24 protein-coding genes, 1 tRNA gene and 1 pseudogene are annotated in these 25,491 nt (G+C 66.8%); 7 read left to right on the top strand and 19 right to left on the bottom strand.

Translation table 11 applies throughout. The features are described 5' to 3' along the window. The first annotated feature begins 62 nt into the window (after positions 1-62). A complete protein-coding gene (locus FHR33_RS51780; RefSeq protein ID WP_312895618.1) occupies positions 63-2,798 on the top strand; it encodes a helix-turn-helix transcriptional regulator in 2,736 nt (911 codons plus the stop codon). An 8-nt stretch (positions 2,799-2,806) separates the two neighbouring features. Here FHR33_RS51780 and FHR33_RS19510 read toward each other — a convergent pair whose 3' ends face one another. Further along, positions 2,807-3,193, bottom strand: coding sequence for a response regulator transcription factor (locus tag FHR33_RS19510; protein ID WP_312895617.1), 387 nt, complete (start codon positions 3,191-3,193; stop codon positions 2,807-2,809). Positions 3,194-3,310: 117 nt separating this feature from the next. Here FHR33_RS19510 and FHR33_RS19505 point away from each other — a divergent pair. After that, a tRNA-Arg gene (locus FHR33_RS19505) sits at positions 3,311-3,382 on the top strand. Between the two features lie 159 nt (positions 3,383-3,541). Here FHR33_RS19505 and FHR33_RS19500 read toward each other — a convergent pair. The 8 genes from FHR33_RS19500 to ssb form a co-directional block, all read right to left on the bottom strand. Further along, positions 3,542-3,865 (bottom strand): hypothetical protein, encoded by a 324-nt coding sequence (locus FHR33_RS19500; protein ID WP_183649676.1) that lies wholly within the window; start codon positions 3,863-3,865, stop codon positions 3,542-3,544. Positions 3,866-4,040: 175 nt separating this feature from the next. Continuing rightward, entirely contained in the window at positions 4,041-5,411 is a 1,371-nt protein-coding gene (locus tag FHR33_RS19495) for a tyrosine-type recombinase/integrase (RefSeq protein ID WP_183649674.1), read from the bottom strand. A 12-nt stretch (positions 5,412-5,423) separates the two neighbouring features. Beyond that, entirely contained in the window at positions 5,424-5,615 is a 192-nt protein-coding gene (locus FHR33_RS19490; protein WP_183649672.1) for a helix-turn-helix transcriptional regulator, read from the bottom strand. Between the two features lie 173 nt (positions 5,616-5,788). After that, complete coding sequence (locus tag FHR33_RS19485) at positions 5,789-6,961, bottom strand: DUF3631 domain-containing protein (protein ID WP_183649670.1); 1,173 nt, start codon at positions 6,959-6,961, stop codon at positions 5,789-5,791. A 21-nt stretch (positions 6,962-6,982) separates the two neighbouring features. After that, entirely contained in the window at positions 6,983-7,879 is an 897-nt protein-coding gene (locus tag FHR33_RS19480) for a bifunctional DNA primase/polymerase (RefSeq protein WP_183649667.1), read from the bottom strand. Further along, positions 7,876-8,913, bottom strand: coding sequence for a phosphoadenosine phosphosulfate reductase family protein (locus FHR33_RS19475; RefSeq protein ID WP_183649666.1), 1,038 nt, complete (start codon positions 8,911-8,913; stop codon positions 7,876-7,878). Before FHR33_RS19475 ends, FHR33_RS19480 begins: the two co-directional genes overlap by 4 nt. A gap of 927 nt (positions 8,914-9,840) precedes the next feature. Beyond that, positions 9,841-10,176 carry a hypothetical protein gene (locus FHR33_RS19470; protein WP_183649664.1) on the bottom strand — a complete coding sequence of 112 codons (336 nt, stop codon included), beginning with the start codon at positions 10,174-10,176 and terminating at the stop codon, positions 9,841-9,843. Positions 10,177-10,281: 105 nt separating this feature from the next. Next, entirely contained in the window at positions 10,282-10,674 is a 393-nt protein-coding gene (ssb, locus tag FHR33_RS19465) for a single-stranded DNA-binding protein (protein ID WP_246452012.1), read from the bottom strand. Between the two features lie 26 nt (positions 10,675-10,700). On the opposite strand from ssb, the gene FHR33_RS19460 reads away from it, so the two are divergent. Beyond that, positions 10,701-11,099 carry a hypothetical protein gene (locus FHR33_RS19460; RefSeq protein WP_183660637.1) on the top strand — a complete coding sequence of 133 codons (399 nt, stop codon included), beginning with the start codon at positions 10,701-10,703 and terminating at the stop codon, positions 11,097-11,099. Positions 11,100-11,116: 17 nt separating this feature from the next. On the opposite strand, the gene FHR33_RS19455 is transcribed toward FHR33_RS19460, so the two are convergent. The 8 genes from FHR33_RS19455 to FHR33_RS19425 all read right to left on the bottom strand — a co-directional run bounded on the left by FHR33_RS19455 (position 11,117) and on the right by FHR33_RS19425 (position 16,652). Then, the gene (locus FHR33_RS19455; RefSeq protein WP_183649662.1) at positions 11,117-11,335 is read right to left on the bottom strand and encodes a hypothetical protein; all 219 of its coding nucleotides are present in this window, start codon (positions 11,333-11,335) and stop codon (positions 11,117-11,119) included. A gap of 138 nt (positions 11,336-11,473) precedes the next feature. Then, positions 11,474-13,741, bottom strand: a complete 2,268-nt coding sequence (locus FHR33_RS19450) for a cell division protein FtsK (protein WP_183649660.1) — start codon at positions 13,739-13,741, stop codon at positions 11,474-11,476. 187 nt (positions 13,742-13,928) lie between these two features. Continuing rightward, positions 13,929-14,963 (bottom strand): DUF2637 domain-containing protein, encoded by a 1,035-nt coding sequence (locus FHR33_RS19445; protein WP_183649657.1) that lies wholly within the window; start codon positions 14,961-14,963, stop codon positions 13,929-13,931. After that, entirely contained in the window at positions 14,956-15,111 is a 156-nt protein-coding gene (locus tag FHR33_RS19440; protein WP_183649653.1) for a hypothetical protein, read from the bottom strand. Before FHR33_RS19440 ends, FHR33_RS19445 begins: the two co-directional genes overlap by 8 nt. A 21-nt stretch (positions 15,112-15,132) precedes the next feature. After that, entirely contained in the window at positions 15,133-15,516 is a 384-nt protein-coding gene (locus FHR33_RS19435) for an RRQRL motif-containing zinc-binding protein (protein WP_183649650.1), read from the bottom strand. Positions 15,517-15,613: 97 nt separating this feature from the next. Then, on the bottom strand, positions 15,614-15,934 hold the full coding sequence (locus FHR33_RS19430; RefSeq protein ID WP_183649648.1) for a WhiB family transcriptional regulator: 321 nt from the start codon (positions 15,932-15,934) through the stop codon (positions 15,614-15,616). Positions 15,935-16,049: 115 nt separating this feature from the next. Continuing rightward, entirely contained in the window at positions 16,050-16,184 is a 135-nt protein-coding gene (locus FHR33_RS51775; protein ID WP_281388168.1) for a hypothetical protein, read from the bottom strand. Between the two features lie 297 nt (positions 16,185-16,481). Then, a complete protein-coding gene (locus FHR33_RS19425) occupies positions 16,482-16,652 on the bottom strand; it encodes a hypothetical protein (protein WP_183649646.1) in 171 nt (56 codons plus the stop codon). A 168-nt stretch (positions 16,653-16,820) separates the two neighbouring features. On the opposite strand from FHR33_RS19425, the gene FHR33_RS19420 reads away from it, so the two are divergent. Both FHR33_RS19420 and FHR33_RS19415 read left to right on the top strand, forming a co-directional pair. After that, positions 16,821-17,660, top strand: a complete 840-nt coding sequence (locus FHR33_RS19420; protein ID WP_183649644.1) for a GntR family transcriptional regulator — start codon at positions 16,821-16,823, stop codon at positions 17,658-17,660. Then, complete coding sequence (locus FHR33_RS19415; RefSeq protein WP_183649642.1) at positions 17,657-18,358, top strand: HAD family hydrolase; 702 nt, start codon at positions 17,657-17,659, stop codon at positions 18,356-18,358. The genes FHR33_RS19420 and FHR33_RS19415 overlap by 4 nt, the downstream gene beginning before the upstream one ends. A gap of 46 nt (positions 18,359-18,404) precedes the next feature. On the opposite strand, the gene FHR33_RS19410 is transcribed toward FHR33_RS19415, so the two are convergent. After that, positions 18,405-19,304: a DnaB-like helicase C-terminal domain-containing protein gene (locus FHR33_RS19410; protein ID WP_183649640.1), complete on the bottom strand. Its 900-nt coding sequence runs from the start codon at positions 19,302-19,304 to the stop codon at positions 18,405-18,407. 1,808 nt (positions 19,305-21,112) lie between these two features. Between FHR33_RS19410 and FHR33_RS19405 the strand changes: the two genes are divergently transcribed. Both FHR33_RS19405 and FHR33_RS19400 read left to right on the top strand, forming a co-directional pair. Further along, on the top strand, positions 21,113-22,870 hold the full coding sequence (locus tag FHR33_RS19405) for a protein kinase domain-containing protein (protein WP_312895616.1): 1,758 nt from the start codon (positions 21,113-21,115) through the stop codon (positions 22,868-22,870). A gap of 320 nt (positions 22,871-23,190) precedes the next feature. After that, positions 23,191-23,464, top strand: a pseudogene (locus FHR33_RS19400) (transposase); the annotation flags it as partial. 76 nt (positions 23,465-23,540) lie between these two features. Here FHR33_RS19400 and FHR33_RS19395 read toward each other — a convergent pair. After that, complete coding sequence (locus FHR33_RS19395; protein WP_183649632.1) at positions 23,541-25,382, bottom strand: N-acetylmuramoyl-L-alanine amidase; 1,842 nt, start codon at positions 25,380-25,382, stop codon at positions 23,541-23,543. Positions 25,383-25,491 lie beyond the last annotated feature (109 nt).

Raw genomic sequence — 25,491 nt, 5'->3', positions numbered from 1 at the left:
CAATGCGCGGTGACTTTCCCGGTCCAATCGGAATGTCGCCCGGTCATGGCATAGTGGCCGACGTGAACGGGCTACTGATCGGGAGATCCGCTGAGCTGGGCGGCCTCGTTCGCGTGCTCGAAAGCGCCACCGAGGGAAGGGCGGGCGTGGCGCTCGTCGGCGGCGACGCGGGCATCGGCAAGACCCGCCTGGCCACCGAGCTGCTCGCGGAGGCGAGGAAGCGCGGCTTCCAGGTCATGGTCGGACAGTGCGCCGAGCTCGGCGACGCCCTGCCGTACCTGCCGCTGGCCGACGCGCTGCGCGACCCCGAGCTCGCCGCCGCCGTCGCGGCGCGGCCGATCCTCGGCAGCCTGCTCGGTGACGGCAGCGCCGCGGCGCCGTCCTCGGGGCTGACCCAGCAGCGCCTGTTCGGGTCGCTGCTCGGCCTGCTGGCCGACATCCAGCCCGTGGTCTTCGTGATCGAGGATCTCCACTGGGCCGACCGCTCCACCCGCGACCTGCTCGTCTTCCTCAGCCGCATGCTGCAGTCCGAGCAGGTCTGCGTCGTGGGCACCTACCGCACCGACGACCTCCACCGACGCCATCCCCTCCGTCCCGTGCTGGCCGAGCTCAAGCGCCTGCCCGTGGTCACCTCGGTGGAGCTGCGTCCGCTCAGCCCGCACGAGATGTCCGACTACGTCGCCTCACTCGGCGACACCGACGCCCGCGAGCTGGGCGAGATCGTCAGTCGCGCCGATGGCAACCCCTTCTACGCCGAGGAGCTCTTCGCCGCCGTGGCCGAGGGCGACACCCTGCCCGACGGCCTGGCCAGCCTGCTGATGTCCCGCGTCGAGGTGCTCTCGGAGCCCGGCCAGCGCGTGCTGCGCGCCGCGGCCGTGGCGGGGCGCCGCGTCGAGGACTCCCTGCTGCGCGAGGTCTCCGGCCTGCCCGTGGGCGAGTTCGAGGAGGCCGTGCGCGAGATCGTCTCCCGCGGGCTGCTCCTCGTCGACGGCTACGGCTACGCTTTCCGCCACGCGCTCCTGCAGGAGGCCGTCTACACCGACCTGCTGCCGGGCGAGCGCACCCGCCTCCACGCCGCCTTCGCCGCCAGGCTCACCTCACCCGCCGAGCTGGCCCACCACCACCTCGCAGGCCACGACCTCGTGGGAGCCCTCACCGCCTCTGCCGAGGCGGGCAGGATCGCCGAGCGCCTGGGCGCGCCCGCCGAGGCGCACCGCCACTACGACCAGGTCCTCGAGCTGTGGGAGCGGGTCGACGACGCCGAGCGCCTGGCGGGCGAGACCCGCGTCGCCATCGCCATGCGCAGCGCTCTCACCGCCGCCGACAGCGGCGACAACCACGGCGCCATCGTCCGCCTGCGCGCCGTCCCGCCCTCCGCCGAGGCCTACGAGCGCCTGGCCAACTACCTGTGGGAGATGTACCAGCCCGACGAGGCGATCGCCACCGCCGAGTCGGCCGTCTCCATGGCCACCGAGCCCGCCGTCCTGGCCCGCGCCCTGGCCACCCTCGCCCGCTGCCTGGCCTGGACCCACCGCCACGCCGAGGTGGAGCCCACGGGCCTGCGCGCCCTGGAGGCCGCCCGCTCCGCCGGGGCGGTCGACGCCGAGGCCAGCGCCCTGGTCACCCTCGCCTCCGCCGCCGAGCTGCGCGGCGACTGGTCGCGCGCCGAAGAGCTGTTCGCCACGGCCGCCGCCCGCCCCTCGGGCCATCTCGCGATCGACCTGCGCGCCCAGTTCAACCTCACTCGCGTCCACTACGACCTCGGCCGCCTGGAAGAAGCCGCCGAAGTCGCCGACCGCGGCGTCGCCCTGGCCGCCGAGACGGGCCTCAGCTGGAGCACCTACGGCACCGACCTGCGCTTCATGCGCTTCCTCATCCACTACGTCGCAGGCGAATGGGACGCCGCTGAGGCCATGGCGGCCCGCTTCCCCATCCGCGTCGGCACCATCCCCGAGTCCGTCCTCTCGTCCTTCGCCCTGTTCATCGAGGTCGCCCGCGGACGGCCCGGCGTCGACGAGCGGCTGACCTGGCTCCAGCCGTTCTGGAGCGACGCCCTCGTCACCTACATGTCACGCGGCCTGGCCGCCGAACACGCCCTGTGGAACGGCGACCCCGTCACCGCCCTCGAACACGTCGAGGCCGTCCTCGGCATGCTCGAGCCCAACGACGCCGCCACCCTGCGCATCGCAGGAACGGGGCTGTGGGCCATGGCCGAACTCGGCGTCACCGACGGCGCCGACGACCTGATCGCCAGGGCCCGCTACGCCGCGGCTCACGGACCCGACGGCGAGCGCGGCGAGATGGGCCTCGAAGGCAGGGCCTGGCGTCTGCGCGCCGAGGCCGAATGGGCACGCGCGCACGGGCGGTCCGACCCCGGCCAGTGGAGGGAGGTCGTCTCGGCCTTCTCCTACGGGTTCGTCTACGAGGTGGCCAGGTCGCGGTGGCGGCTGTCGGAGGCGCTGCTGGCGGCCGGTGACCGTACCGGCGCGCAGGAGGAGTGGACGCTGGCCAAGGAGAGCGCGGAGCAACTGGGCGCCACGCCGTTCATCGCGGCGCTGGCGGAGTTCGGACGCAGGGCGCGCTTCACCGGCGCCGCGTCCAGCGGCGGGCTGACCGCCCGCGAGATCGAGGTCCTGACACTGGTGGCGGAGGGGCTGGGCAACCGCGAGATCGGCGAGCGGCTGTTCATCGCGCAGAAGACGGTGAGCGTGCACGTCTCCAACATCCTGGGCAAGCTCGACGCCTCCACCCGCACGCAGGCAGCCGCCATCGCCCGCCGTAGGGGTCTGCTTCCCTGACGCCTGTCTCAGGCCCTGGCCGTCGCGGCCAGCTCCCGCACCACCTGGATGAGCTCGGCGGGATCGAACGGCTTGGTGAGGTAGGCGTCCACACCGATGCCGAACCCGCGCCGCTTGTCGTCCTCCTGCGCCCTCGCGGTGATCAGGACCACCTTGATGTGCGTGGTCCCCTCCTCGGTGCGCAGCCTCGACGCGGTCTCCCAGCCGTCGAGCCTCGGCATCATCACGTCGAGGGTGATGACGTCGGGCCGCACGTCCAGAACCCGGTCGAGACAGTCCTGCCCATCGGTCGCCGTCGCCACCTCGAACCCCTCCAGGGTGAGATTGACCGCGATGAGCTGCCGAATGACCTCGTCGTCGTCTACTACCAGTACCCTGCCCAGATCCTCGCCCACGGCCGCAAAGCTAACCCTTGGAAGGGGGGTCACGTGCGGTTTTCGATGGATGTGTGCCAGGAGGTTTATCGTGGTGACGAGTGGTGGCCGGATACTGGTAACGTTGTCACTCGTTGAGCCCCCTTAGCTCAGGGGATAGAGCACCGGCCTCCGGAGCCGGGTGCGTAGGTTCGAATCCTACAGGGGGCACAAGATCTCCGACCAGCGGAATTAGCCGCTGACCAGCAAGAAGACTTGTAGCACGGGCGGGATTCCAGTCTCATGGAGTCCCGCCCGTTCTCATTGGTGCTCGCCGGTTGTGGACCAGTTGTGGACCAGATCTCATGGGGGCAGCACAGCCTCGATGCGTCACTTGCCGTACTTGTTGGTCAACAACGCTTCCTTGCAGCCGAGCAGGAACGCCTCCCTGTCCGCCTCACTCTTCGGCTTCGCCCAGTCCGCCCCCGTGTTGCCCGTCTCGTCGTAATGAGCCACCGCTTCCATGCAGGTTGTGTACTTCTTCGTCTCCACATCCAGGTCCATGACGAGGGCCGAAGTCCTACCGTTCATGTAGAAGATGGTCCGCCGCATCTCGTCCTCGCTGGGCGGCCCATAGGCCGCGACGAGAGCGAAGCCAAGCCCGACGAGGGTCAGAGTCTGGGTGACGATAAGAATCTTGGTGAGGTGCTTCATGGGGTTCCTTTCGTGTTGCCAAAGCGACATGAGGTTACAAGTCACTCATGGTCAGCCATAGGCCAGTACCCGCCAACGCGCCCCTGAGCTTCTGCGGGGCGCGGGCGGTAAGATCGTGGAGACTCTCATCGATATTGGTGTTCGTCGTTCCCTCGGCTTCGATTAGGGATGGGCGTCAGCGTTCGAGCGCTGCCTCTATCTTCGAATTGTTCTGTTTTTGTCGGCCATCGAGGCATTTCGCATAGCGCTTGAGAAGTACCTCCACGCTGTTGCCCGCGCGGGACGCTACTTCGGTCGCGTCCACTCCGGCGTTGAGCCAGGTAGACAGGGCGGCGTGTCGCAGGTCGTAGGGTCGTCCGGCCAACGGAGAGGCCACCTGTTGAGGGGTGAAAGCGAGTCGGCGCGCCTCCTCCCACGCTCGCGAGTAGGTGGAAGCACCGAGCACGCCGCCGCGCTCATTGCGAAACATGCGTCCATCAGGTGCGGTGCCGAACTCCTCCAGGTGGGCGCGAAGGATGGTAACCAGCTCGGGCGGGATGGGGACCTCACGGACGGCGCTTGTGTCGCGCTGCTTCAAGCCGCGCAGGTCGTGAACGGTGCCGGTGTCCGTCCACTGCTTTCCGCTGCTAGGACGGGTCTTGGTCAGGGTGAGCAGGCCCCATCCTTCTTCGGGCAGGTGACAGTCGTCTCGTCGTAGTCCTACGGCCTCGGCAGGCCGGACACCCGCGAAGTACAGCGTGGCGTAGAAGGCCATCAAGCGGCGGCCTCGGGCACGGTGCCAGCTCCCGACGTATGACACGGCGGTAAGCAGTTCCCGCGCCTGCTCTGGGTTAACGACGGCACGTCGATCTACGGCGTCGTCCTTCGCTATCTTCTTCTGCTTGATCCGCTTGAGCGGGTTTTCCTTGAGCTCGCCGAGGTCAATGCCGTACTCCAGGGCTGTGTTCAACCCTCGGCGGCGGCGAGCTACGGTGTCCGAGGCGGCGGGTCGCCTGTCCAGCGTGAGGCCGAGGGCATCGCTCACTCGACGCGCGACGATGGGATCGGCCATGTCGGCGAGCGGGAGCGTGGCCTTTCGGAGAATGCGCACGGTCGAGGCCAGCGCAGTGGGTACGGCCGCGCCATCCTCGCGAGGGATCAACGCCCATTGCATGGCGGCGCGGATGTCCTTACGGGGCAGATTGAGCGCTTCGCCGTCTAGCATCGCGAACGTGGTCACAGCCAGGCTGTCCACGATGCTCTCGCGGGTCTTCGCCGCAGCGCCGGGCCACCGCATGGCGGTGTATTTGGCGGCGAACTCGTACCAGCTCATAGGTATCTCTTCTGCGTCGGCGGCCACCATGGAGGCGGGTAGGCCGGTTTCCGTGTCGAAGAGTTCGCCCGCCTTGGCGGCCTTGAGTAGGTCGGCGCGGAAGTTGTCGGCAAGCGCCTTGGTGAGGAACGCCTTGGACTTCGGCTCCGTGCCGACCTTCCACCGAAGCTGGTACGGCTTGGCGCGTCCCTTGCGGTTGCGGATGCTCCAGATCACGACGTCGTGAGTCAGCACGGGCGGCCTTCCCTACGCTGCGGTGGTCTCGAAGGTGGCAAGCCAGCTCTCCAGGTCGCCGCGCCGGATGCGCACCTTGCCGTTCGGGAGCTTGATGCACTTCGGGCCGCGCCCCGTGTGCAGCCACCGGTAGAAGGTGGACTTGGGCACGTTGAGTTCGTCCAGGACGTCGGCGATGGACAGCATGGCCTGTGACTTGGGCATGGTGAATCTGCCTTCCGGCTCTGTGATCGGTGCGGGGCATAACGCGGCCTCGGCGGTGTGCTGGCGCGTGCCGCCGAGGGCTGTTGAGCGCGTTTTGGAGGGGGTAGCCGTCCCAGCCGTCCCAGCCTCATTTGTGCAGATCAAGCCTGGGACGGCTTTTTTGGTGGGACGGCTCAAGCCGTCCCAGGGACGGAAGCCGTACCGCTTTGAGCTGGGGTGACGAGGCTGGGACGGCTGGGACGGCTACCCCTCTCGAACGGGACCACGTCGCCTTCGGGGACGGGTCCGAGGGAGGGGCAGTAGCGCGCCCAAGCGTCGGCGAAATCGGCCCGTTGATAGCCCTTCGCCTGCCCGTTGGAGAAGCGGATGTTGGCCGAACGGATGTCGTACTCGCGCAGCATCGTGCCGAGCTTCATCGCGGTGAGTCCGGCCGGGCCGTGTTCGTTCCACTCCCCTTCCGGGTCGGCTCTGAGTCTGTCCAGGAGTACGGCGGTGGGCAGGGCGGTGTCGGGGCCGAACGCGGTCCGGCATGCGGCCAGCAGCCGTACTCGAGCGGAGGTGTGGCCGTTGTCGTCGGCCTCGGCGGTCAGTGACACGGCGGCGGCGCGGGCGCGCTCGGGCCAGGTGCCGCCGGCGTGGTCGGCGACGATGACGAGAGGTTCCCAGGTGTCGGCGGCGCGGTCTTCGACGGGCATGGCGGGTTCTGCCTGCTCCAGGGTGGCCAGGTCGGCGCGTAGCCACTGTTCGAGCATGGCGGCGAGCCGGCGTAGTGGAAGGCGGTCGCGGCGGTGGCGGTAGGGCGCGGCGCTCTCGCCGGGCGCGCGGCGCCGCATCCGGACAACGACGGCGCGGTCTTCGATGGTGTCGGGCATGGCACCGATTCCGGCGAGCGCAGCCATGGCGAAGGTCGGGATGGACTGCACGGAGTTGGTGTTGACGTCGTAGCGCTTGGCCGGCCGGTTGCGCTGATGGCCGGCGTTCAGCAGGCCGCGCAGGTCTTCGTTGCCGTCAGCCTTGGGGCCGAAGATGGTGTCGGCCTCGTCCACGAGCATGGTGGGCGGGTCGTCGGTGATAGAGCGGTAGACGGCGGCGCTGGTGGCGTTGACGGTGATGAACGGCTCGTGACAGGTGGCCTCCACGATGTCGAGTAGGCGGGACTTGCCGCACCGCTTCTCCGGGCCTCGGATGACAAGCCGTGGGGCATGCGCCCACGCCGGTTGGGCGTGAGTGGCGGCGATCCACAGAGTGACCGCGTCGGCGGTCTCAGCACTGGGCAGGATCACATACCGGGTCAGAGAGGCGCGGAGCCGGTCGAGAAGGTCCGCGCCGTTGGGTGAAGGGCTCATGATGGGTCTCCCCTTGACGATCTATGCGGTGAGGCGGCGAGGGCGGCGGGCGCCGTGGCGCAGCCCGGAGGCGACGGTTCGGGCCACTTCGCCGGGGGACAGTCCGAGCGCTCCCCCTCCCTGTTCAAGCAGCTCTTTCACCTCCTGTTCGGGGAGGGCGCCGCCGGCGACGAGTTCGCCGAGGGCGGCGGCGGTTCCGAACAGAGTGCGGTTGCGCTGACTAGGGAGGGCGGCGGCCAGGTGCGACAACTCACGCTCCAAAGCCGCGCGCAGATAGGCGGAATGGCGGCTGTCGGGGATGGGGACGTGGACGGGCCGCTTGGGCGGGATCGGTGTGGACTCAAGCAGCTTGAACAGGGAGGGGGGCAGCGGGGCGGGCGCGATGCCGTGCTGCACGGTGTAGGGGCCGGTGCCGTCTAGCAGGGAAACCACGCTGCCGGGGCCGACGACGTAGCCGCCCCAGGCGCGGGTGTCGATCAGCCAACCCACGCTGCCGTTCGTGCTGGGCATGCGGGTGCAGGGCGGGGCGGTGTAGTACAGGTGCAGGCCGCCACGCCGGGTGCGGACTTGGAAGGTCTCCAACTCCAGCGGGATGCCGGCACGCTGGCAGATCAGCGCGAAGACGTCGGCGCCGTCGTGGACGCCGGGCATGGCCCACGGGCGGGGCGGGTGTTGGCCTGGTTTGGGCACGTCCAGGTCGATGACCACCAGGCCGGCCGGGCCGGTGGCGATGCCGATGTTGTAGGGGGCGCGTTTCCACCATGCGCGGATCTGGTCGGGGTTGCAGGTGGCGCGCTTCTCCCAGTCGGTGAGGCCGCGCGGGGGCGCTTTGTCGCCGACGGCCAGAGGGAAGACGGGCCAGCCTTGCGCGGCGGCTTTGAGAGCGGCGGCTGTGGTGTCGTGTGGCGGTCTGCTCATGCCGCGCGACCTTGCGGCAGGGGCTGGGTGAGAAGTCCCTGCTGGGCCCATATGTCCATCAGGTCGGTCTGACCTTGCAAGGGGGCTGGGCAGGAGGAGCACAGGCGGCCGGCGATACTGCCCGGTTTGGGGGCGCACTGGCCGACGGGCTTTTGTCCCCATTTGCAGGCCGGGATGCCGGCCGCTTTCACGCGCTGTTCCAGGGAGCGGATGCGGTAGGCGGTGCGCGGGTAGAAGAACTCGATCTCGTCTAGCTCTCCGGGTTTGGCGAAGGCGCCGCACAGGCATTCGCCGGACATGTGTAGGTGGGCGGAGACCTCGTTTTGGGGCAGGAGGCGGGTGCGTCGGTATTCGGCCATCTGGGCGTTGGTCCAGTGCACCAGGGGTGAGCACCAGACGATTCCGCCCTCTTGGTCGATCTCGGCGGCGTTGCGCATGCGTCGTTGGGACTCCCCCCAGCGCATCCCCGCCAGATACAGCACCTTGCGGGTACGGCCTTGCGTGCCGATGACCTGGGCGCGGTTGCGTTGCAACGGTTCGTCTTTGAGCCTGCGGTACATCACGCCGTGTCCGGCTGGGCCGGGGAAGCCTTTCCACACTGGGCGGATTCCGGCGTTCTTGCCGCTGCGAGCGATCACCTGTCCCAAAACCAGGTCATCGTAGGAGTCGCGCGGGTGCAGCTCGCGCAGCGGCAGGTTCCACGCGCGGGTCACGTCGCGCACGTGCTGGCGGGTTTCCTCCACGCCAATGCCGGTGTTGACGTGTACGACCGCGTCATGCTCAGAGGAGTCCAGGTAGGGCTGGACGAGATGGAGCATTAGCGTGGAGTCGTTGCCGCCGGACAGCAGTGCATGCCGGGCCACGATCGGGTACCGGTCAAGGGCTTCGGCGATGATGTCGTGGCTGCGGGTGATCGCCTCATCCAGTGTTCGGGCTGGTGGGGCGTGCTCGGCTTTGGCGGGTTTGCGACCGATGGTGTCCGGCATGCCGGGCAGCAGTTCGGCCGTGAAGATTCGACGTCCCATGATTTTCACTTCCGCGAGATAGGGAGTGGCGGGCGAGGCCTCGGCGAGTGGCTTGCGGCGTGGCGCCGAGCAGTGCGTGGGATGTAAGCCGGCGGCTCAGCTTGAAGCCGCTAAGAGCCGGTGTCGCGCGCCTGCTGGCTGAGGCCTGTCATGCCGCGCGTTCTTCGTGCCGGGTGAGCAGGCCGGCAGTGGTGGCCAGCTCCAGGCACACCTTGTGGACGGGGCGTCCGTCGCCGTCGATGAGTAGGCATGGGCGGCGGCAGAACCGGCAGGGGCGTTGGCGTCCGCCGCCCCACCGCGCGCGATCTTCGTGCCAGTCCAGAACGATGCGGTTGTGCCAGAGCCGGTAGCGGGCGCCGTCGTAGACGAGGAAGATCGGTTCGCTGTCCGGGCTGTCGGTAGGTGTGGCTGCGTCTCGGGGGCTCCCAGAGGCGGCATCTACGGATGCCGTGGCGCCGTGGTCATGGAGCGGGGTGGGGGTGGCCCTTCGGGCGGGTGGCACACGTCGCCTGATGTCGCCAACCGGCGATCGGCCGCCTAGGGCGCGAGGCTTGTACTCGTCGGCTTCCCCTAGATCTCCTTCGCGCTGCGGGCATTCGCAATCGGGGGTCATGCACCAGCCCCACGCGTTGGCCCAGATGGGTTCGTAGATGGCCCACCCCTCGGGGCTGGCTCCTCCGGTGTGAACCGCACATTGGTGGCCGCATCTGGTGCACGGCTTCTCCAGGAGGTGCATCAGGGTGACGTCCATGCACCTCATCGCTTACCGCCCACGGAGCAGTTGGGCAGGTGAGGGCGGTCGGGCCTGGTGACGGCTGCGGGGGGCTGTCATGCTGGCAATGCCTTTCTCTTGTGATCGGGAGTGGGTGGGCGGCCTCGGCGGTGTGCTTGGCGGCTGTCGCCGAGGCCGCATTGCTTCGTGGCGGTGCTGGCGAGCTAGAACGGCGGCTTGCAGGCGGCCTTGTGCCGGAGCATGTCCGCAGCGGCGACCTCGTAGAACTGGCCGAGGAGGTAGGCGATCAGCCCTTCCAAGCCGCCGGTCATGACCTCGTTCGCCTCGGAGCGGAAGAGGGCGTGCCAGTCGGGGCTAGGTCCGACGTAGCCACGGGAGCGCTCGTTCTGGATGCAGCCCTCGGCGATCTCGACGGCGATCTGGTGCGGCAGGAGACGAAGGTCTTCCGCAGTGAGTCCCAGCTCGCTGGCGAGGGTCATCATCCAGTCCAGGGAGCCGTTCAGCCTGGCCTGCGTGAGGTTGTCAGTCTGGGTTTGCATGGCAAGGTCCTCTGTCATGAGGTGACGGATTGGGTTGTGGCCTGGGGCGGTGCTGGCCTCACGCGTCGGGACGTGGCGGGCGGGTCCGCACCCGGAGGATGCGGTCTAGAACGGCGGTTCATCGCCTGTCGGGGCGGTGCTGGCCCATGGGTCGGCGGTGCCGCCGCCGTGGCCGTTGTGCGCGTTGCGTGCGGCCTTCTGCGGTTTGGCGGTGGCGAATCGCAGCGACGGGCCGATCTCGTCCACGGTCATCTCGTAGACGGTTCGCTTGTCGCCGTCGTTGGTCTCGTAGGTGTGCATCCGCAGGCGTCCGCTGGCGATGACTCGGGTTCCTCGGGTTAGCGACTCGGCGATGTGCTCGCCGAGGTCGCGCCACGCGCTACAGCGCATGAACAGGGCTTCGCTGTCCTGCCACTGCTCAACCTGCTTGTTGTAGGTCCGAGCACTGGAGGCGATGGTGAAGCTGGCGACAGCCGTACCGGTCTGCGTGTAGCGCATCTCGGGGTCGGCGGTCAGGTTGGCCGATGATGGTGATCGTGGTCTCGCCGGACATGACGGACTTCCTTTCAGGGGTCGAAACGGTGTGCGGGCGCGCGTTGGCCGCCCGGCCGACGCTGTTTCACGAAGCGATCAGCTCACGTACCGTCGAGGTCATGGCGGACACGAGCTACAGCCCGGACGATCTGACCGAATGGGAACAATCGGTCAACGTGCTGCGGTACGGGCCTCATGAAGATCCGAGCGACGTGCGCGAGGCCGTAGAGGCGACGGCGAATCTGTGCTCGGCGTGGGGCGGGTGGATGGACATGCCCGAGGAGATCTCGAACATCGTCATTCGCGCGGTTGAGACCGGTTACCTCAACGCGCTGGCCGACGTCCGTGCCGGCCGCGTGAGCGGATTGGGAGAAGTGGACGACGCCTGAGCTGAGGTACGACCACTTCAGCGGGTGCCGTCGCGGTGCAGGCGGCGTAGGTAGACGTAGAGCTGCCAGCCGACACGTGGGCGTTTGCCGGTGCCCTCGCAGGCGCGGCAGGTGCGCTTCTTGCCGCCGGGTCGGCAGCGCCGGCAGGTGCCCCACGGTGAGGCGAGACACCATCCGACATAACAGAGAGTGATGATCGGCGAGCAGAGGAGTAGCAGGGCGATGGCGGTTGCCATGGTGGCCTCCAGGCCGGTTTCCGGGGTTCGCGCAGGTCGGCGCTAGCGCGCTACCTCGCTGGTAGATCGCGGTTTGGGGTGCTAGCAGGGGTGCTACCGGTAGCGGGGTCGGGCTCTACCGGTAGCGCCGTTCCCGGCTCATCCAGTGGGCCGGTTATGGTTACGGTCGGTGATGACGGCGGCGATGTGGGAGCGGTCGATGCCGCGCCGGTTGAGCTGCTTGCCGTCGATGCGACGGCTGATCTGGATGGTGTCGATGCCGTGCGGGGCCAGAGCGGCGGCGAGCTGTTCGGGCTCCCAGCCGGTGTAGACCTCGGGCCGCAGCTCGGCCAGCCGGGCGCAGACGGTTTCCGACCACACCTTGGCCTCGCCGGTGGGCACCACGCTGGCGATGTCTTTTAGCAGGTCGAAGCCGTGCGCGGCCTCGTGTTCGGGGGCCTGACCGGCGGCGTGCCCGGACAGGCGTCCGGCGGCGATGCGCAGGTCACGGGCGCGTTCGGCGATCTGGTCGGCGGTGGGTGCGTCGAAGAAGAACGTCTTGACGATCTGGGGGTCGGTCTTCACGCCGACCAGGTAGCCGATGCCCTTGTCCTCGGCGGTGAAGGTGGTGGCGCGGATGCCGTTCTGGTACATCGACGTGCCGAGGATCATGTCGTTCTCCGTCTGGCCCATCACCCGCAGGCTGAACCGGATGCCGACGTTGGCGGCGATGCCGGTGGGCAGGGACCGCTTGTCCGGGCGCTGGGTAGCCAGGATCAGGAAGACGCCCATGGCGGGGCCGACGCGGATGATGAACTCGGCCAGCTCGCCGGCCTCGGCACCGAAAGCCGGATGGCTGAACAGGTTTTGGCACTCGTCGATGATCAGCCCGATCGGATGGAGCCCGAGCGAGACGCGTTCGGCCAGCGCTCGGGTGACCTTGTTCTCCGGGCACAGGTCCTTGGGCAGTGAGGCGATGACACCCGAGCGGTGGCTGACCAGCTCCGCCTTCAGGGCTCGAAGCGCCAGCAGGGCGCGTCGCATGGTCTCGTCATCCAGGCCGGAGGCGTACTCGTGGGCGAACTTCTCGGCGAAGCTCAGGTCGCCGGTGCCCTTCAGCTCGAACACCATGGCCTGCACGATCGGGTCCAGGCCCATCGCGAGTACCAGTGGTTTGAGGGAGAAGGTCTTGCCGACGCGCGGCATCGCGCCGATCAGCATGCTGTTGAACATCAGCGTTAGCGCCACCAGGCGTCCGCGCTGGTCGGTGCCGAACGGGATGGGCTTGAAGATGTCGGCCTGCCCGCCACGGCGCAGCGGCCACGCCGGTTGCCGGGCGGTGTTCATGTCGGTGTCGCCGACCCACAGCACCATGCGGCCGGGGTGCTGGCCGTGCATCGGCTCGGGCCACACACACCCGAGGGGGCGGCGCAGCCCGGAGGCCAGCCGGTCACGCTTCTCCACGACGTCGGAGACGGTCACGCCGAGCGGCAGGTCCACGTCCGCCCGCCAGCCGGGGCCGTCGCGCATGATGGGCGCGTTGAACCGGATCGCGTCGGCTTGAGTGGTCTTGCTCGCCTTGGACAGCGCTTTGTTGATCTCGGCGATGCCGAGAGAGCCGAGGGCGCGCAGCACGATGTCGCTGGTGAGCTTCTCCAGACCATGCCGGAGGACGGCGCGGTCGAGCAGCGGACGGTCCGGCACCTTGCCGCACACGCCGAGGACGGCGAGGGCGACGCCCAGGGCGGTCCACTGGCCGATGCTCGGCGCGCTGGCAGCGATCAGGATGCCGGCCAGCAGTAGCGTGGCCAGGGTCACCAGGGCGACGGGCACGCGCAGCCGTACCCGGGCGTCCCGCTGCCGGGACAGCTTCAAGTAGGCGTCGTAGTCGTTCCTCTGGACGGCGATCAGGCGGGCGGGCTCGCCCTCCCAGTCGAAGGTCCAGCGCACCATGCCGCCGGCCAGCCAGACGGCGCCGCGCGGCGCGCGGGCGGCCAGCTTGAGCCCGTACTTGGGGGTGCGGGTGAGGTGGTAGCCGGTCACGTGCAGGTAGTGCCGTGAGACCCACTTGAGGACCGAGGCCGCCTCGGATCGGGAGCGCAGCCACAGCGGCACGATTGGGCGGCGTTCGCGGGCCTGGACCTCCAGGCGGGCGAGCCAATCGGCATCGCCGCCGGGCTGGTCCACGCGGACGACGTGGCCGTGCAAGACCAGCGGTCCGTCCGCCTCGTCCGGGTGCGCCTCGTCCGGCGCGGGGGTCTGGTAGGGGTGCCGTCCGGCGCGGGCGGACTCGATGGGGACGACTTCCGCGCCGGGACCGTCCGCGTTGTCGTCCGTGCGGTCGTGTGCTGGTCCGTCCGGGTGGTCCGTCCGGCGCCGGTCCGGGTCGTCGAAGTGGTCGGCGGGCTCGTGCGGGTTGTGCGTCATGATGGGGTCACCTCGTGCTCGTTGCGGGTTGCGGGGTGGCAGGGCGCGGCCACGGTTCTTGGCGGAGTTGAGGCCGCGCCCTGGTCGGTTGCGATGGAGGACGATGCGCGGTTGGTCCGTGCACCGTCCGGTCGGATGGTCGGGTCGGTGCGGGCGGACGGTCCGAGAGGATGATCCGGGCTGTGCGTCACGCGGCCTCGCTTTCCGGCTGGCGCTGAGCCGGTACGGCCCCTGCGGGGTCGATGGGTGCTTCGGTCTTGAGCCGGGCCAGCAGCGCCGAGGCGCGGTCGGAGGAGATGGACTGTCCGGTGTCGCGGACGGCGGTCAGTAGCCGGTCACGGGTGAGCGTGAGGCCGTTAGCTTTGAGGTGGGCGGCGATCTGCCAGCCGAGGGGCATCAGGTCGTCCACGTCCGGCGCCGTGGGGCGCTTCGCCAGCCGGGTTCGCTTACCGCTTGTCGTAGGGCGCTTGCGCGGGGCGGGCGGCAGTTCGGAGGGCGGCGGCGCGGGCGGGGTGAGCCGGACGGCCTCGGCGCGGATGGGCGCGTCGGCGGGGGCCAGTTCGCCGAGGCGGTACAGGGCGCACTCGCGGCGGGTGGCCTTGAATCGCCACAGCTTGCCGTAGCGGTCCTGTAGGTCAGTGCGGGCCAGGATGCGGTCACGCTCGTGTCCCAGCGCCTCGGGATAACTGCGGACCTCCCACAGCACCATGCGCCGCCACAGGGCGAACGTGGGCAGCGGGGCCAGCAGCCATCGCGAGCGGCGGATGCCGTCCATCCGGTCGGGCTTGACCAGGTCGGCGCGCTTGCGGATGACGTGCGCGCCGACCTCCACGGCGGCGACCCACAGCAGCGGCAGCAGCGCGTGAGCCACCACCGCGAACCAGTCGACGGGGTCGGCCTTGAGGTAGTCGGCCACGTTGAGGTAGACCGTCGCGGCGGTCAGCGCCCAAGGGATCAACCGCAGCCAGCGAAGGCGCATGCCGAGGCGGGCCAGCACGATATCCAGCGCGGAGAAGACGGCGATGCCGAGGTCGATGCCGAGCGGCACGGTCCAGGCGAACCAGCCGAACGACGATTCGGCGGCGTCGGCGACGCGGTCGAAGCTGTTGACGAAGCCGAGCATGCCCAGCACGCCGGTCACGCCGGCGGTCACGGCAACGGCGGTGTGCTCGCCCTCGGTCAGCGGGCGCGGCGCGGTGGGAGTCGGAGCGCGGTCAGTCATCGCCGACCTCCACGTAGACGCGGACGCTGGACTGAGCCGGGATCGCCGAACACAGGCCCTTGATGGCGGTGATGGGGAACGCCTCGCGTAGGGTCAGCACGGCGTCGGCGACCTCGGCGGGCGTGCCGGACAGGCGGATGGAAAGCATGGAGTCGGATCTCCTCACAGGTCAGGCGACGGCCTCGTGGGCCGCGCAGTCCAGGCAGGTGCCGAGGTGGCGCGGCAGCACGTAGCCGACGTCACGAAGGCAGTCAGGGCAGGTACGGCGGGCGGCGTTGGCCTTGACCAGCGCGGCGAGCTGGCAGGGCGTGGCTGCTCGTTTCGGCAGGGCGAAGCGGATGTCGTAGAGGTAGGCAGCGCGGACACCGGGCGCGCTGTGCCGGCGTGAGCGCCACAGCACCTGAGCCTGTACGCCCTGCCCTCCGGGTCGAAGCCCCTCGGCGGCCAGCTGGCGAATGGTAAGCAGGTGCGGCGGGGACATCCGCCAGGGGTAGGTGGGGATGCCGTAGCGCTTGCCGGTCGGATCCCAGAAGGCTGCACGGATGCGGGACATCAGCGCCCCCACCACAGCGAGGCGAGGGCGAGGGCGGCGAAGAAAGCCAGCCACGGCCACAGCAGATGGAAGACGTTGTTCACGGAAAGGGTGACCATCAGGCCACCTCCGCGAACGCGGCGAGGTCATGGGCCAGCTCGCCGATCTCCTCAGCGGTGAACGCCGCCCAGACGCCGGCCTTGGGACGGACCTGCAGAGCGAAGCGCAGGCACAGTGCCCGCACCGGGCAGGAACCGCACAGCTCGCGCGCCACGTGCAGCCGAGCGGCGCGCTCGTGCTCGGACTCCGGTCGGTCGGGGCCGGCGTGAAGGTCAGGGTCGAAACGGCACTCGCCGGACTCGGCGAGCACGCTCCACGCGTCGGCCAGATTCAGCGCGTCAGCCGCGAGCGGGAAGAACGGAACGTCGGGGCGGGTCATCGCTTGCACCTCTGGCAGGTCGTTTCGGAACGGGGATTGATCCCCCCGCACTGGCACACCCAGGTCGTTGGGGTGCCTGGGGGAAGCCATGGCGATGGCGGCTTGGTTTTGGCGCTCACCGCTTCTGGTCCTTCGCGGACTGACGCTGCTCCTCTAGAAGCGCGTCGTAGGCGTCTCGTACGGTCTGCGGCTCTCCGTCCGGCCAGCTGGCGTGGAGCGAGATGTGGTGGACCGTGGTCTGACGTGGCATGGTGAAATCTCCTCTTTGAGGAGCCCCGGGGACCGTTTCGTTGGTAGCGGCTGGTCTCCGGGGCCACATGGCGTTGGTCTTGGCTTGGAGTTCGTCGTGATCCCCAACCGCGTGCTGGGCGTCGCGAACGAGATAGGCGCGGAGCTTCGCCGCGCGGGGTCGCCTTTTCGGTGGGAGGCGGTAGCCCGGATTTAGTTCTCAAGTGATCAAGTGCGACAGCCTGGCGGCGCGCGGCCTGGTGGCCGCCTTCCTAGGGGTCTTTCTGGCTGTGCGGGGTGCTGCGGGCTGAGCGGATATCTAGCCGAGGTTCGAGGCGAAGGTGGCGAAGGACTCGGCGACCTTCAGGAGTCCATCCATCGCGCTGGTGGCGACGGTGGCGGCCTTGACGGGGTCGCGAACGATGAAGAACACGGCACCGATTGCGAGCAGTGTCGGGAGGAAGCGGCTGGCCTTGGTTGGCTGGATCATCGCGTGAGGTCCCTTCCTTGCTGACGTGCTTGGAGGCCAGTCCTCCCACCGCCCCACCAGCTGACCAGCTTGGCTAGGCAGGTTGTACAAGCATCATGTTGAATGGCTTGGCTAGTCATGTCAAGACTTGCCTAGGAATGTTGTTCAGGCATGGATAGCATTGGGGGCATGAGACTCGACCCGGATGACCCTCGTCCGCCCTATCTCCAGGTAGCTACGCAGCTCAGAGCGGCCATCCTGACCAGGAAGTTTGCGCCAGGGGAGAAGCTTCCTTCAGGTCCGGAGCTCGCCAAGACTTTCGGTGTGGCACGGCAGACGATCCAGCAGGCCATCCGGGAACTCCGGGAAGAGGGTCTGATCGTCTCCCGACAGGGGAGCGGCGTGTTCGTCCGAGAGAAGACCGCACGCCCCGTGGGCCTGCGCCCTCACGTTGAGGAGGCGTTCAAGCGGTCTGAGGTCTCTATTGACTTCGCCGGATTCTCCGGGGAGACGCTGCACGGTGCAGTGCAGGAAGCGCTCGACAGCATCCGAGCTGGCCGCTTGATCCCTGAGCGCATCTCCATCCGGCTCCTTCTGCCAGACACAGGCCGCCCTTGGTCTCTCCCGTGCCGGGTGGACAACGGACAGGATGAGCCGTTGTTCCGGGATCGAGCCGAAAAGATCACGGCACGGCATGCTCAGGCCATCGTGGAATCCGTTCACGAGCTTCGAGACCTGGGCCTGGTGGCGCAGGCGTCGGCTCAGGTACGGATCAGCGGGGAACCGCCACGCTTCAAGCTGTATGTCATCAACAAAGAAGAGGCGTTCTTCGGCTACTACGCTGTCGCGGAGCATGTCGTAGCCCTGGGTGGGGTGCCAGTCGAGATGTTTGACCTGATGGGCAAGGACACCGAGCTGTTCCACTTCGCGGTGAGCGATGGGCCGGATTCGACGTCAGCCCAGTTCGTGCAGCAGTCGTCCGCATGGTTCGACGCGGTGTGGGACAACGTGGCTCGGGAGTTGCCGTGACGGCGCGCTCGGGGCCGGAAGCCGTGCAGGCCGTTATGGGCAAGGTGCAATACCTGCTCCTCGACTTCGATGGTCCCGTGTGCGACATCTTCGCGGGACTGCCGGCGCGGACGGTCGCGGCCAGTCTTCGCGCCACTTTGGAACAGGCTGGCGCCGTGCTCTCGCCTGCCGTGCGTGCGACGGATGACCCCTTGGAGGTATTCCGGTTCAGTGCATCTCTCGGTAGCGAGTTGAACCGCCTTGCCCTGCGGACACTCACCGAATTGGAGGTGAAGGCGGTCCGTACAGCGCGGCCGACACCAGGGGCGGTGGACCTCATAGAACGGGCGCGCGACAGGGGACTGATCGTGGGGATCGTCAGCAACAACTCGGTGGCTGCCGTGACGGCGTTCCTCGCTCGGGGTGGACTCACTGACCGAGTGGCCTACGTCTCGGCACGCTCAACAGCTGATCCCTCGCTCATGAAGCCGAATCCTCATCTCCTTGACCAGGCGCTCATTCATCTGGCCGCCGATCCGTCGTTCGCCCTGCTGGTTGGAGACTCAGTGACTGACGTCGAGGCATGCAAACATGCAGGGGTCGTTGCCGTCGGCTACGCAAACCGGCCCGGAAAGGCTGAGCGACTTGCCAATGCTGGCGCTGAGCTCGTGGTGACCAGCATGGAAGAGTTGGTTGTCCCTCTTATACAAGCGCACTAACCGAGCGAAGGAATGCTTCCTCTGTCAGTCTGACGAGTATGAAAGATTAGGCGGGCAGGGACGGCGGGTTGTCCGTGGGTATCGGCGGCATATTAGTAAAGCGCATGAATTGATTCTGGAAAATCACGGTCGAAATGCCGGTTGGCCCGTAGCGATTCTTGGCGATAACTAGGTCGGCCTCCATTGCGCGAGGGCTTTCTGGCTCGCGGTGGTCTGGCCGATATATCGCGATAACCAAGTCGGCGATCTCAAAAATCTCACGACCGTATCGCAATTCGCTCAGCCGGGCGGCTCGTTGCAACCCCCAGCTCGTGGGGGGATCTAGGTGGTAGCGATCGTCGTGGGGATATTCTGTAGTTACAGTGACCACAACAGGCAAGTTGAGTTGCGTCGAGAGAGTCTTTAGAGAGGTTAGGGCGCTGCCTGCGTCATGCTGGCCACCCGACTGTGCATGTTCTTGCGAAATTAGCAGTCCAAGCCCGTCGATAAGCACTAGTCCAATGTTATGTCTTTCTGTGCTGCGCTTTACGGCGTCGATAAGTTGATTACAGGACTTATTGGTAGGGGCGTCAATATACATAGGTGCGTCAGCAACTTCGGACATTCGTCGAGCAAGGCGCGCCCATGCTTCGTCGCTTAGTTGCCCAGTCCTTAAACTGGTGATGTCAACGAGTGCTTCCGATGCTAGCATTCTGAGCGTATATTCTCCGCGAGACATCTCAGAGCTAAATAGAAGCGTTCCAACGCCAGCCATTGATGCCGCTCTAGCTAAATCGACAATCAGGCAGCTTTTACCTTCAGAGGGCGTGCTCATAATAGCTATCAACGAGCCAGGCTTTAAGCCGCCTATGGTTGCGTCGAGGCGACGAAAGTGCGTTGGGACGGATCCAAATTCCGACGGCTTCCCTCTTGCGGGTTCCTCTGTGGTCTCGCCGTCCTTCTGCATAGACTCATCTAAATATAGATCACTGTCATGACCGGCTCGGGCTTGAATCCACAGCGTTCTGAATCGCGACGTCGTCTTATCTGGCACATCTCCACACATACTTGCCAGGCATTCGACTATTAGTTCTACTGGTCCCCACTCTGGGACCTTATCTCCGGCGAAAGTCTTATGGATAGTTGTATGCGAAAGAACGCCTTTCCCGATGACGCTTTCCATCTTTCTTGTGCTTGGCTGGCCCGCCCTTAGGTGAAGTTCATGTAGGTTATCAAAAAAAGTCTTGGTTGGTCCTGGCGGCAAAGGTGCCTTTTTGAGCGATGGCATATGGCGTCACCCTGCGTTGCTTGAATCGCGATTCCTGTAAGCAACTGTAATGGATCAACCTGCGTCGCCGGTGATCTGGCTGGTAGATGGGGTTGTGCTGTAAATACATGGACTTGTTTGTTCGAGATCGTCAAGTGCGGTCGTGGTGGCACGAGGCTCGCTACATCAGGAGATCGACGGCGGCGCGACCTCGGGACGCGTCGGGATCTCCACCAAGAGGGAGGGCTTCTCATGCGCAAGGATCGAGACTGGAAGATCAATCCGATGTGGATCCAGGTCGTGATTCGAACCGCCATTGCGATCGTCAACTGGTGGTGGCGCGACCAGCAAGGCATGTAGAGCGGGGAGCTTCATCGCAGAGCGGTTCAGTGTCGTCCCTCAAGGTCGATTGCGTACAAGCGCAGGGCGCTGCCTTGGGGGACGACGCGTTGAGCGGCGTGCTGTGTTGGACCGTTACGGATAGGTTGAGCGGTTGAGGCGGCTCTGGAGCGTCGTTGGGAGACAGCTTGATGCCACTGGCTGGGATGCCTGGAGCCGTGCAGGAGAAGCCGTTACGGCCTTGATCGTGGACCCATTGTGGACCGGGTCCGAAGTCCGGCGACGGAGTGGAACATATTCCCAGGTCACAAAGTTGGCCTACCTTAAGAAGCAACCCTCTCCGGAGCCGGGTGCGTAGGTTCGAATCCTACAGGGGGCACCCTCGACCAGCCAGGCCAGACATCGTCTGACCTGGCTTTTTGCTTCTCCTGGCGACTATGCGATCTTGCCGCCTGATGACAGCTCAAGACTCCCGATGTCATTCGTTGCGGGCAGGACGCGGGCAGAGATCATCAATGCGCCCATGTCATCCTGGCGAGCCAGTCCCGGCTGCATACTCAACGCCGAATATTCTCCTTCGGCCGATACTCTCGCGAGACGGGCGCTCGCGCTCATGCCGAAAGGCAGGCTCTCGGCAGCTGTCAGCCAGTGATCCCTGCTGAAATCCTTCGATCATTGGTGTCCGCTCGTGAAAGTGAGCCGCTGGAGATCGACGGCCCCGATGGTCAGCCAAGATCTCAGTTCGGAAGGCGTTATCGATCCGCGATGGGGATCCTCCATGATTGCCCTGCTTCACGGATGGTCGATCAGCAGCGGGGACTAGAAGGTGATTAGGCGGCGTTCAACGATCCTTCTGGCTTCTCTGGCGCTGGCGTCGCTGACGCTGGCCGGCGACGCTGAACGACAGGGCATGAACTGCACGATGGAGCCTCTCAGTGACGCACAGATCGCTGCCATAGAGCAGGACTTCCTCGACTCATGGAACGAGAAGTACCCTTCAGCGCGGCCAGATCCAACCCCCACGTTGATCCCTAACGGCGGCTACAGCGCTGACATCAAAACTGGTCTAAGAGCTCCGATCGGCATCGAGCGCGTAGAGCCGCCAGGCTGTCCCGAGCTCAACGGTCAGTGATCCACTGCCATGCCGGGCAGGCGAACCAGCCTGCCTGGTGATATGGGAAGCGCCCGCTCTCCTTTGGGGAGGGCGGGCGCTCTATTCATGTCTGAGGTCAGCAGTTCTTGTAGTCGGCCCGCCAGAAGGTCAACATATAGGGTCGGATCTTGTGCAAGCCCTCACACCGGGAGATCCCGGACAACTTGGCGAGTATCGGTTGACGGGTGTGCTGGGCCGGGGTGGCCAGGGCACTGTCTATCTCGGACAGGGGCCTACTGGGCAGCAGGTGGCGGTTAAGGCCTTACATATTGAGGCGCTGGCTGATGACAACGCGCGCCAGCGGTTTCTGCAGGAGGCCGAGTCGGCGCGACGGGTGGCTCCGTTCTGTACGGCGCGGGTGTTGGATGTCGGGATCGCGGATGAGCGGCCGTACATCGTTAGTGAGCACATTCCGGGGCCTTCGCTGGATGAGCTGGTCCGGAAGGAGGGGCCGCGGTCGGGGAGTGGGTTGGAGCGGCTTGCCGTGACGACGTTGACCGCGTTGGCGGCGATTCATCGGGCTGGGATCGTGCATCGGGACTTCAAGCCGAGCAATGTGATCTTGGGTCCCGAGGGGCCGGTGGTGATCGATTTCGGGATCGCTCGGGCGTTGGATCGTAGTGCCACGCACAGCGTTATGGGGACTCCTGCGTTCATGGCGCCGGAGCAGTTCGAGGGGAGTTCGCCCGCTTCGGCGATGGACATGTTCAGCTGGGCCACGACGATGATCTACGCGGCCAGTGGGCAGCAGGCGTTTCGTGGGGATACTTTTCCGGCGGTTATGCATGCGATTATGACTCGGGAGCCGGATCTGTCCGCTGTGCCCGATGAACTGCGGCCGATGCTGACTGCCTGTCTGGCCAAGAACCCCGCGTCCCGACCTAGTGCCGCTAACCTGCTGCGGCGGATTACCGGGGAGGAGCTTCCGGCTGCGTTGGCCGAACAGCCCACCCTGCTGTCAGGGCCACCGCCCGCGACCCTGCTGCTGCCCGACTCCGACCAGCACACCGTTCGTCCGGCCGTGGCCGTGCATGGGGTCGGGGCCCACTGGGGTCCGCCTGGCCATTCCGGGGGGCAGCAGCCAGGCTGGGGTTCTGGTGGGCAGCAGGCTGGCTGGGGTCGGCCCCTGCCTGGAGCCCAGCAGCCGGGTTGGGGGGCACCGCCTATGCACCCGCACGCTCGCCCAGCCAAGCCGAAGACGGGAGTGCCACAGGCGACCACCGCGCTAGTCCTGACCATCTTGTCCGGTTTCTTCATCCTGATCCTGACCATCATCATCCTCATCTGGGGCAGGAAGGATCTGCGGGAGATCATGCAGGCGGTGTGGGTGGTCAGCGACGTCACCCTGGTAGCGGCATTGGTCACCCTCGCCGTCGCCCTCCGGCGAACAAGCCTCGCCGCCACCATCACCATCCTGCTGACAGCTCTCGTGAGCGTGACGGTGTCGATCACCATGGTGGCAGGATTCAACCAGCAGGCAGTGATCGCCGTCTCCGCAGTCCAGGGGCTGCTGGTCGTGCTCACGGCATTGCTGGCCTGGCGAGCGGGCTGGGTCCCCGCGGTGCTGGGCACCTTGACCGGGCTAGTCTCAACGGCGACGTATGTGCTCTGGTTCGCGATAGAAAACCGCGGTGTCAGCTGGACCGACATTACCCATTGGGACGCCATCAGCGCACTGGGCTACGCGCTGTGGCACGTCGCCCTCGCAGTGAGCTTGCTCGTGCGTGCCGTACGGGCTGGAAAAGGACCTTCACCGGCGGGCGGCGCTGGCTGATCGCGGTGCGGACCGCGCTCGCAAGCTGCGCATGCCCGCCCAATGTCGCACGTCACTCCAACTGCCGCCACAAAATCTCGACAGAATCCGGGTCAAACCGTCGACCCCGCCCAGGGGAAAGTTAGGACGGACACCTGCCATCGGGTGCTCGGTCGCGCAGTGTGCTCCGCAGCCTCCGCCGCTCCATGCGGGGCATGCGCCCAGCTGGTGTCCATCTCGTTAGACCGTGTCTTGATTGCTGATTACTCGTTGGAACGATCACGGAAGCGTTCCTAGATCAGCTGGTTCCTGACGAGTTGTGGGAGCTGTTTCAGCGCGTGATGCCGCCGCCTGCGAAGCGGCCGCAGGCTGGTGGCCGCCGGCGAGCCGATGATCGCCTGATCCTGGCCGCCCATCATGTTCGTGGCCACTACAGGCTGCACGTGGCGGCAGCTGCCACCGGGCTTCGGCGCTTCCTGGCAGACGGTCCATCGCCGCTTCACCGACTGGAGCAGAGCCCGGGTGTGGGCCAAGCTGTATCGGGTCATCCTGGACGAGCTCGGTTCCCGCGGCGAGCCGGACTGGTCGCGGTGTGTGATCGACTCGGCAAGCGTATACCCATGATCACCTACCAGCCGCTTATCGATCTTGGCTACGTCGTGGTCGCCGTGGAACAGCACTACGGCGACGCTCACGCCTCGGTCACCACGACGTCCTCGCTTTTGACGAACATGACGCGGTGGCCGAACTGGATCTGGTGGTACTTCTGGGTACCGCGGACCACGCGATGCAGCGTGGTGTCGAAGGTCGTCGCCTTGTAGAACTCGCCGGTCGTGGTCAGGCCGACCGTGTACGACTGTCCGGCAGGGAACGTGTACTGCAGCGGGACCAGCGGCTGCACCTCCACGTCCGCCGGGTACGCCGCCGGCTCCGGGTACGCGCGGCCGTACACGGGAACCGACGTCAGGCCCGGACGGGGCGTCGCGATCAGGGTACGGCTGGGTACGGCCACGGGATCGGAGCCTGGGTTGTGGAACCATGCCTTCTGGCCCAGGTACCAGATGGCCGTCCAGTCGCCCTGTCGCTCGGCGACGACGTAGCGCTGGCCGGTGACGGCGCGGGCGGCGTGATCGTACACGCTGAAGGTGGACTCACCCGCCGGGTGCTTGCCGATGTCCTTCACGAGGGGCGACTCCTCGCGCGGCTCGGTGTGCAGCCAGACCGAGGCCGACCCGTGCGGCGGGCAGGTGGCCTCGGGATGGTCCTCGTCGCAGCCGATGTAGTGCGGACGGTTGCGGCCATAGTCGGGCAGGATCATGACCGTGGCCGTGCCGGAATCGCCGTCGGGGCGCAGAGGAGCACCCATCAGGTCGAAGAAGTGGGCCCAGTCCCAGTACGGTCCCGGGTCCTCGTGCATCTTCTCCACCTTGGCCGGCACCAAGCCGGGCACGTTGTCATGGCCGATGATATGGGCGCGGTCCAGCGGGACGCCGAACCTGTCGGCCAGGTAACGCACCAGCCTGGCGGACGTGCGGTACATCGCCTCGGTGTACCAGGTGCCGCCGGCGGCGAGGAAGCCCTCGTGCTCCAGGCCGATCGCCTTGGTGTTGACGTACCAGTTGCCGGCGTGCCAGGCCACGTCCTTTGTGAGCACATGCTGGGCGAGGTGACCGTCACGCGAGCGCAGCGTGTAGTGCCAGCTCATCTCCGACGGGTCCTGTACGAGCTTGAGCGTCTTGTCGTACAGCTCCTCGGTGTCGTGGATGACGATGTACTGGATCGTCTGGCTGGTGGGGCGGTCGGCGATGTCGTGGTTGCCGTACTTGCCCTCTGGCAGTCTCCTGTAGAGCGCCGGAATCCACTCGCAGCAGATCGAGTCGGGGCACTCCACGGCGTCGGCGCGGGCCAGGTGGGGCAGGTCCAGCCGGGTCAGCCAGGAGCGGGACGGGTGCACCTCAGGAGAGGGCGACAGTGTCACCTCCACACCGGTGTCGGTCATTCGGGTGGCGCCCTCGTGGATGACCTCGTACACCATGTCGGCGAAGTCCGCCGCGATCTCCTCGGCCGAAGCGCCCGAGTAGCGCGCCACCGCGCCGTACCAGTCGGCGGGGTCGGCGCTCGGCGGGGCGCCCAGGGCCTGCTGGTAGTCGGCGAGCAGCGCCGCGCCGCCGTCGATGTTGGCCGCCGGGTCCTTACGCAGGCGCTCGAGGCTCTCCCCGGTCAGCTCGGCGGCACGCTCCAGGGTGTGCAGGGACGCGGGAAAGCCGTTCTGCAACTCCGCCGGCTCGGTGGGATGCAGCGGGGGGCGGGAGTCGTCGCCGCGCGGGTCCTCGTCCCCGTCGATGTGGTGGTGCCGCGACTTGCTCGGCGCGACGCCGTCGGTCAGGTGCATGGGGCCGAATCCGGCAGCCGTGCTGGGCCTGCCACCGTTGCAGTCCCAGCGCGACTCCATGTAGGACACGGCGAGCAGGATGCTCTCCGGTACGCCGTGTCTCTTCGCGGCCTGCGCGAACGCTTTCGGCATCGTGGTCATCACAACCACCTCCACCTGCACCGTCGCATGGACGCATTCTCAACTGGAGGCGAAATGGCATGATTTTCCGCTCTCATGTGACAACGCGAAGAGACCCTTCGCGAAGGCG

The sequence above is a fragment of the Nonomuraea dietziae genome, from assembly GCF_014195505.1.
Lineage (GTDB): Bacteria > Actinomycetota > Actinomycetes > Streptosporangiales > Streptosporangiaceae > Nonomuraea > Nonomuraea roseola.
This window is presented reverse-complemented; position numbering and strand designations above follow the sequence as displayed.

What these genes read in the sequence shown, in the direction of transcription:
- FHR33_RS19455 (WP_183649662.1), bottom strand. Translation starts at nt 11,335, where the DNA reads ATGGCAACCGCCATCGCCCTGCTACTCCTCTGCTCGCCGATCATCACT.
- FHR33_RS51775 (WP_281388168.1), bottom strand. Translation starts at nt 16,184, where the DNA reads ATGCCACGTCAGACCACGGTCCACCACATCTCGCTCCACGCCAGCTGG.
- FHR33_RS19480 (WP_183649667.1), bottom strand. Translation starts at nt 7,879, where the DNA reads ATGAGCAGACCGCCACACGACACCACAGCCGCCGCTCTCAAAGCCGCC.
- FHR33_RS19490 (WP_183649672.1), bottom strand. Translation starts at nt 5,615, where the DNA reads ATGCCCAAGTCACAGGCCATGCTGTCCATCGCCGACGTCCTGGACGAA.
- FHR33_RS19435 (WP_183649650.1), bottom strand. Translation starts at nt 15,516, where the DNA reads ATGTCCCGCATCCGTGCAGCCTTCTGGGATCCGACCGGCAAGCGCTAC.
- FHR33_RS19470 (WP_183649664.1), bottom strand. Translation starts at nt 10,176, where the DNA reads ATGCAAACCCAGACTGACAACCTCACGCAGGCCAGGCTGAACGGCTCC.
- FHR33_RS19420 (WP_183649644.1), top strand. Translation starts at nt 16,821, where the DNA reads ATGAGACTCGACCCGGATGACCCTCGTCCGCCCTATCTCCAGGTAGCT.
- FHR33_RS19410 (WP_183649640.1), bottom strand. Translation starts at nt 19,304, where the DNA reads ATGCAGAAGGACGGCGAGACCACAGAGGAACCCGCAAGAGGGAAGCCG.
- ssb (WP_246452012.1), bottom strand. Translation starts at nt 10,674, where the DNA reads ATGCGCTACACGCAGACCGGTACGGCTGTCGCCAGCTTCACCATCGCC.
- FHR33_RS19430 (WP_183649648.1), bottom strand. Translation starts at nt 15,934, where the DNA reads ATGACCCGCCCCGACGTTCCGTTCTTCCCGCTCGCGGCTGACGCGCTG.
- FHR33_RS19460 (WP_183660637.1), top strand. Translation starts at nt 10,701, where the DNA reads ATGATGGTGATCGTGGTCTCGCCGGACATGACGGACTTCCTTTCAGGG.
- FHR33_RS19395 (WP_183649632.1), bottom strand. Translation starts at nt 25,382, where the DNA reads ATGACCACGATGCCGAAAGCGTTCGCGCAGGCCGCGAAGAGACACGGC.
- FHR33_RS19445 (WP_183649657.1), bottom strand. Translation starts at nt 14,963, where the DNA reads ATGACTGACCGCGCTCCGACTCCCACCGCGCCGCGCCCGCTGACCGAG.
- FHR33_RS19425 (WP_183649646.1), bottom strand. Translation starts at nt 16,652, where the DNA reads ATGATCCAGCCAACCAAGGCCAGCCGCTTCCTCCCGACACTGCTCGCA.
- FHR33_RS19450 (WP_183649660.1), bottom strand. Translation starts at nt 13,741, where the DNA reads ATGACGCACAACCCGCACGAGCCCGCCGACCACTTCGACGACCCGGAC.
- FHR33_RS19440 (WP_183649653.1), bottom strand. Translation starts at nt 15,111, where the DNA reads ATGCTTTCCATCCGCCTGTCCGGCACGCCCGCCGAGGTCGCCGACGCC.
- FHR33_RS19485 (WP_183649670.1), bottom strand. Translation starts at nt 6,961, where the DNA reads ATGAGCCCTTCACCCAACGGCGCGGACCTTCTCGACCGGCTCCGCGCC.
- FHR33_RS19500 (WP_183649676.1), bottom strand. Translation starts at nt 3,865, where the DNA reads ATGAAGCACCTCACCAAGATTCTTATCGTCACCCAGACTCTGACCCTC.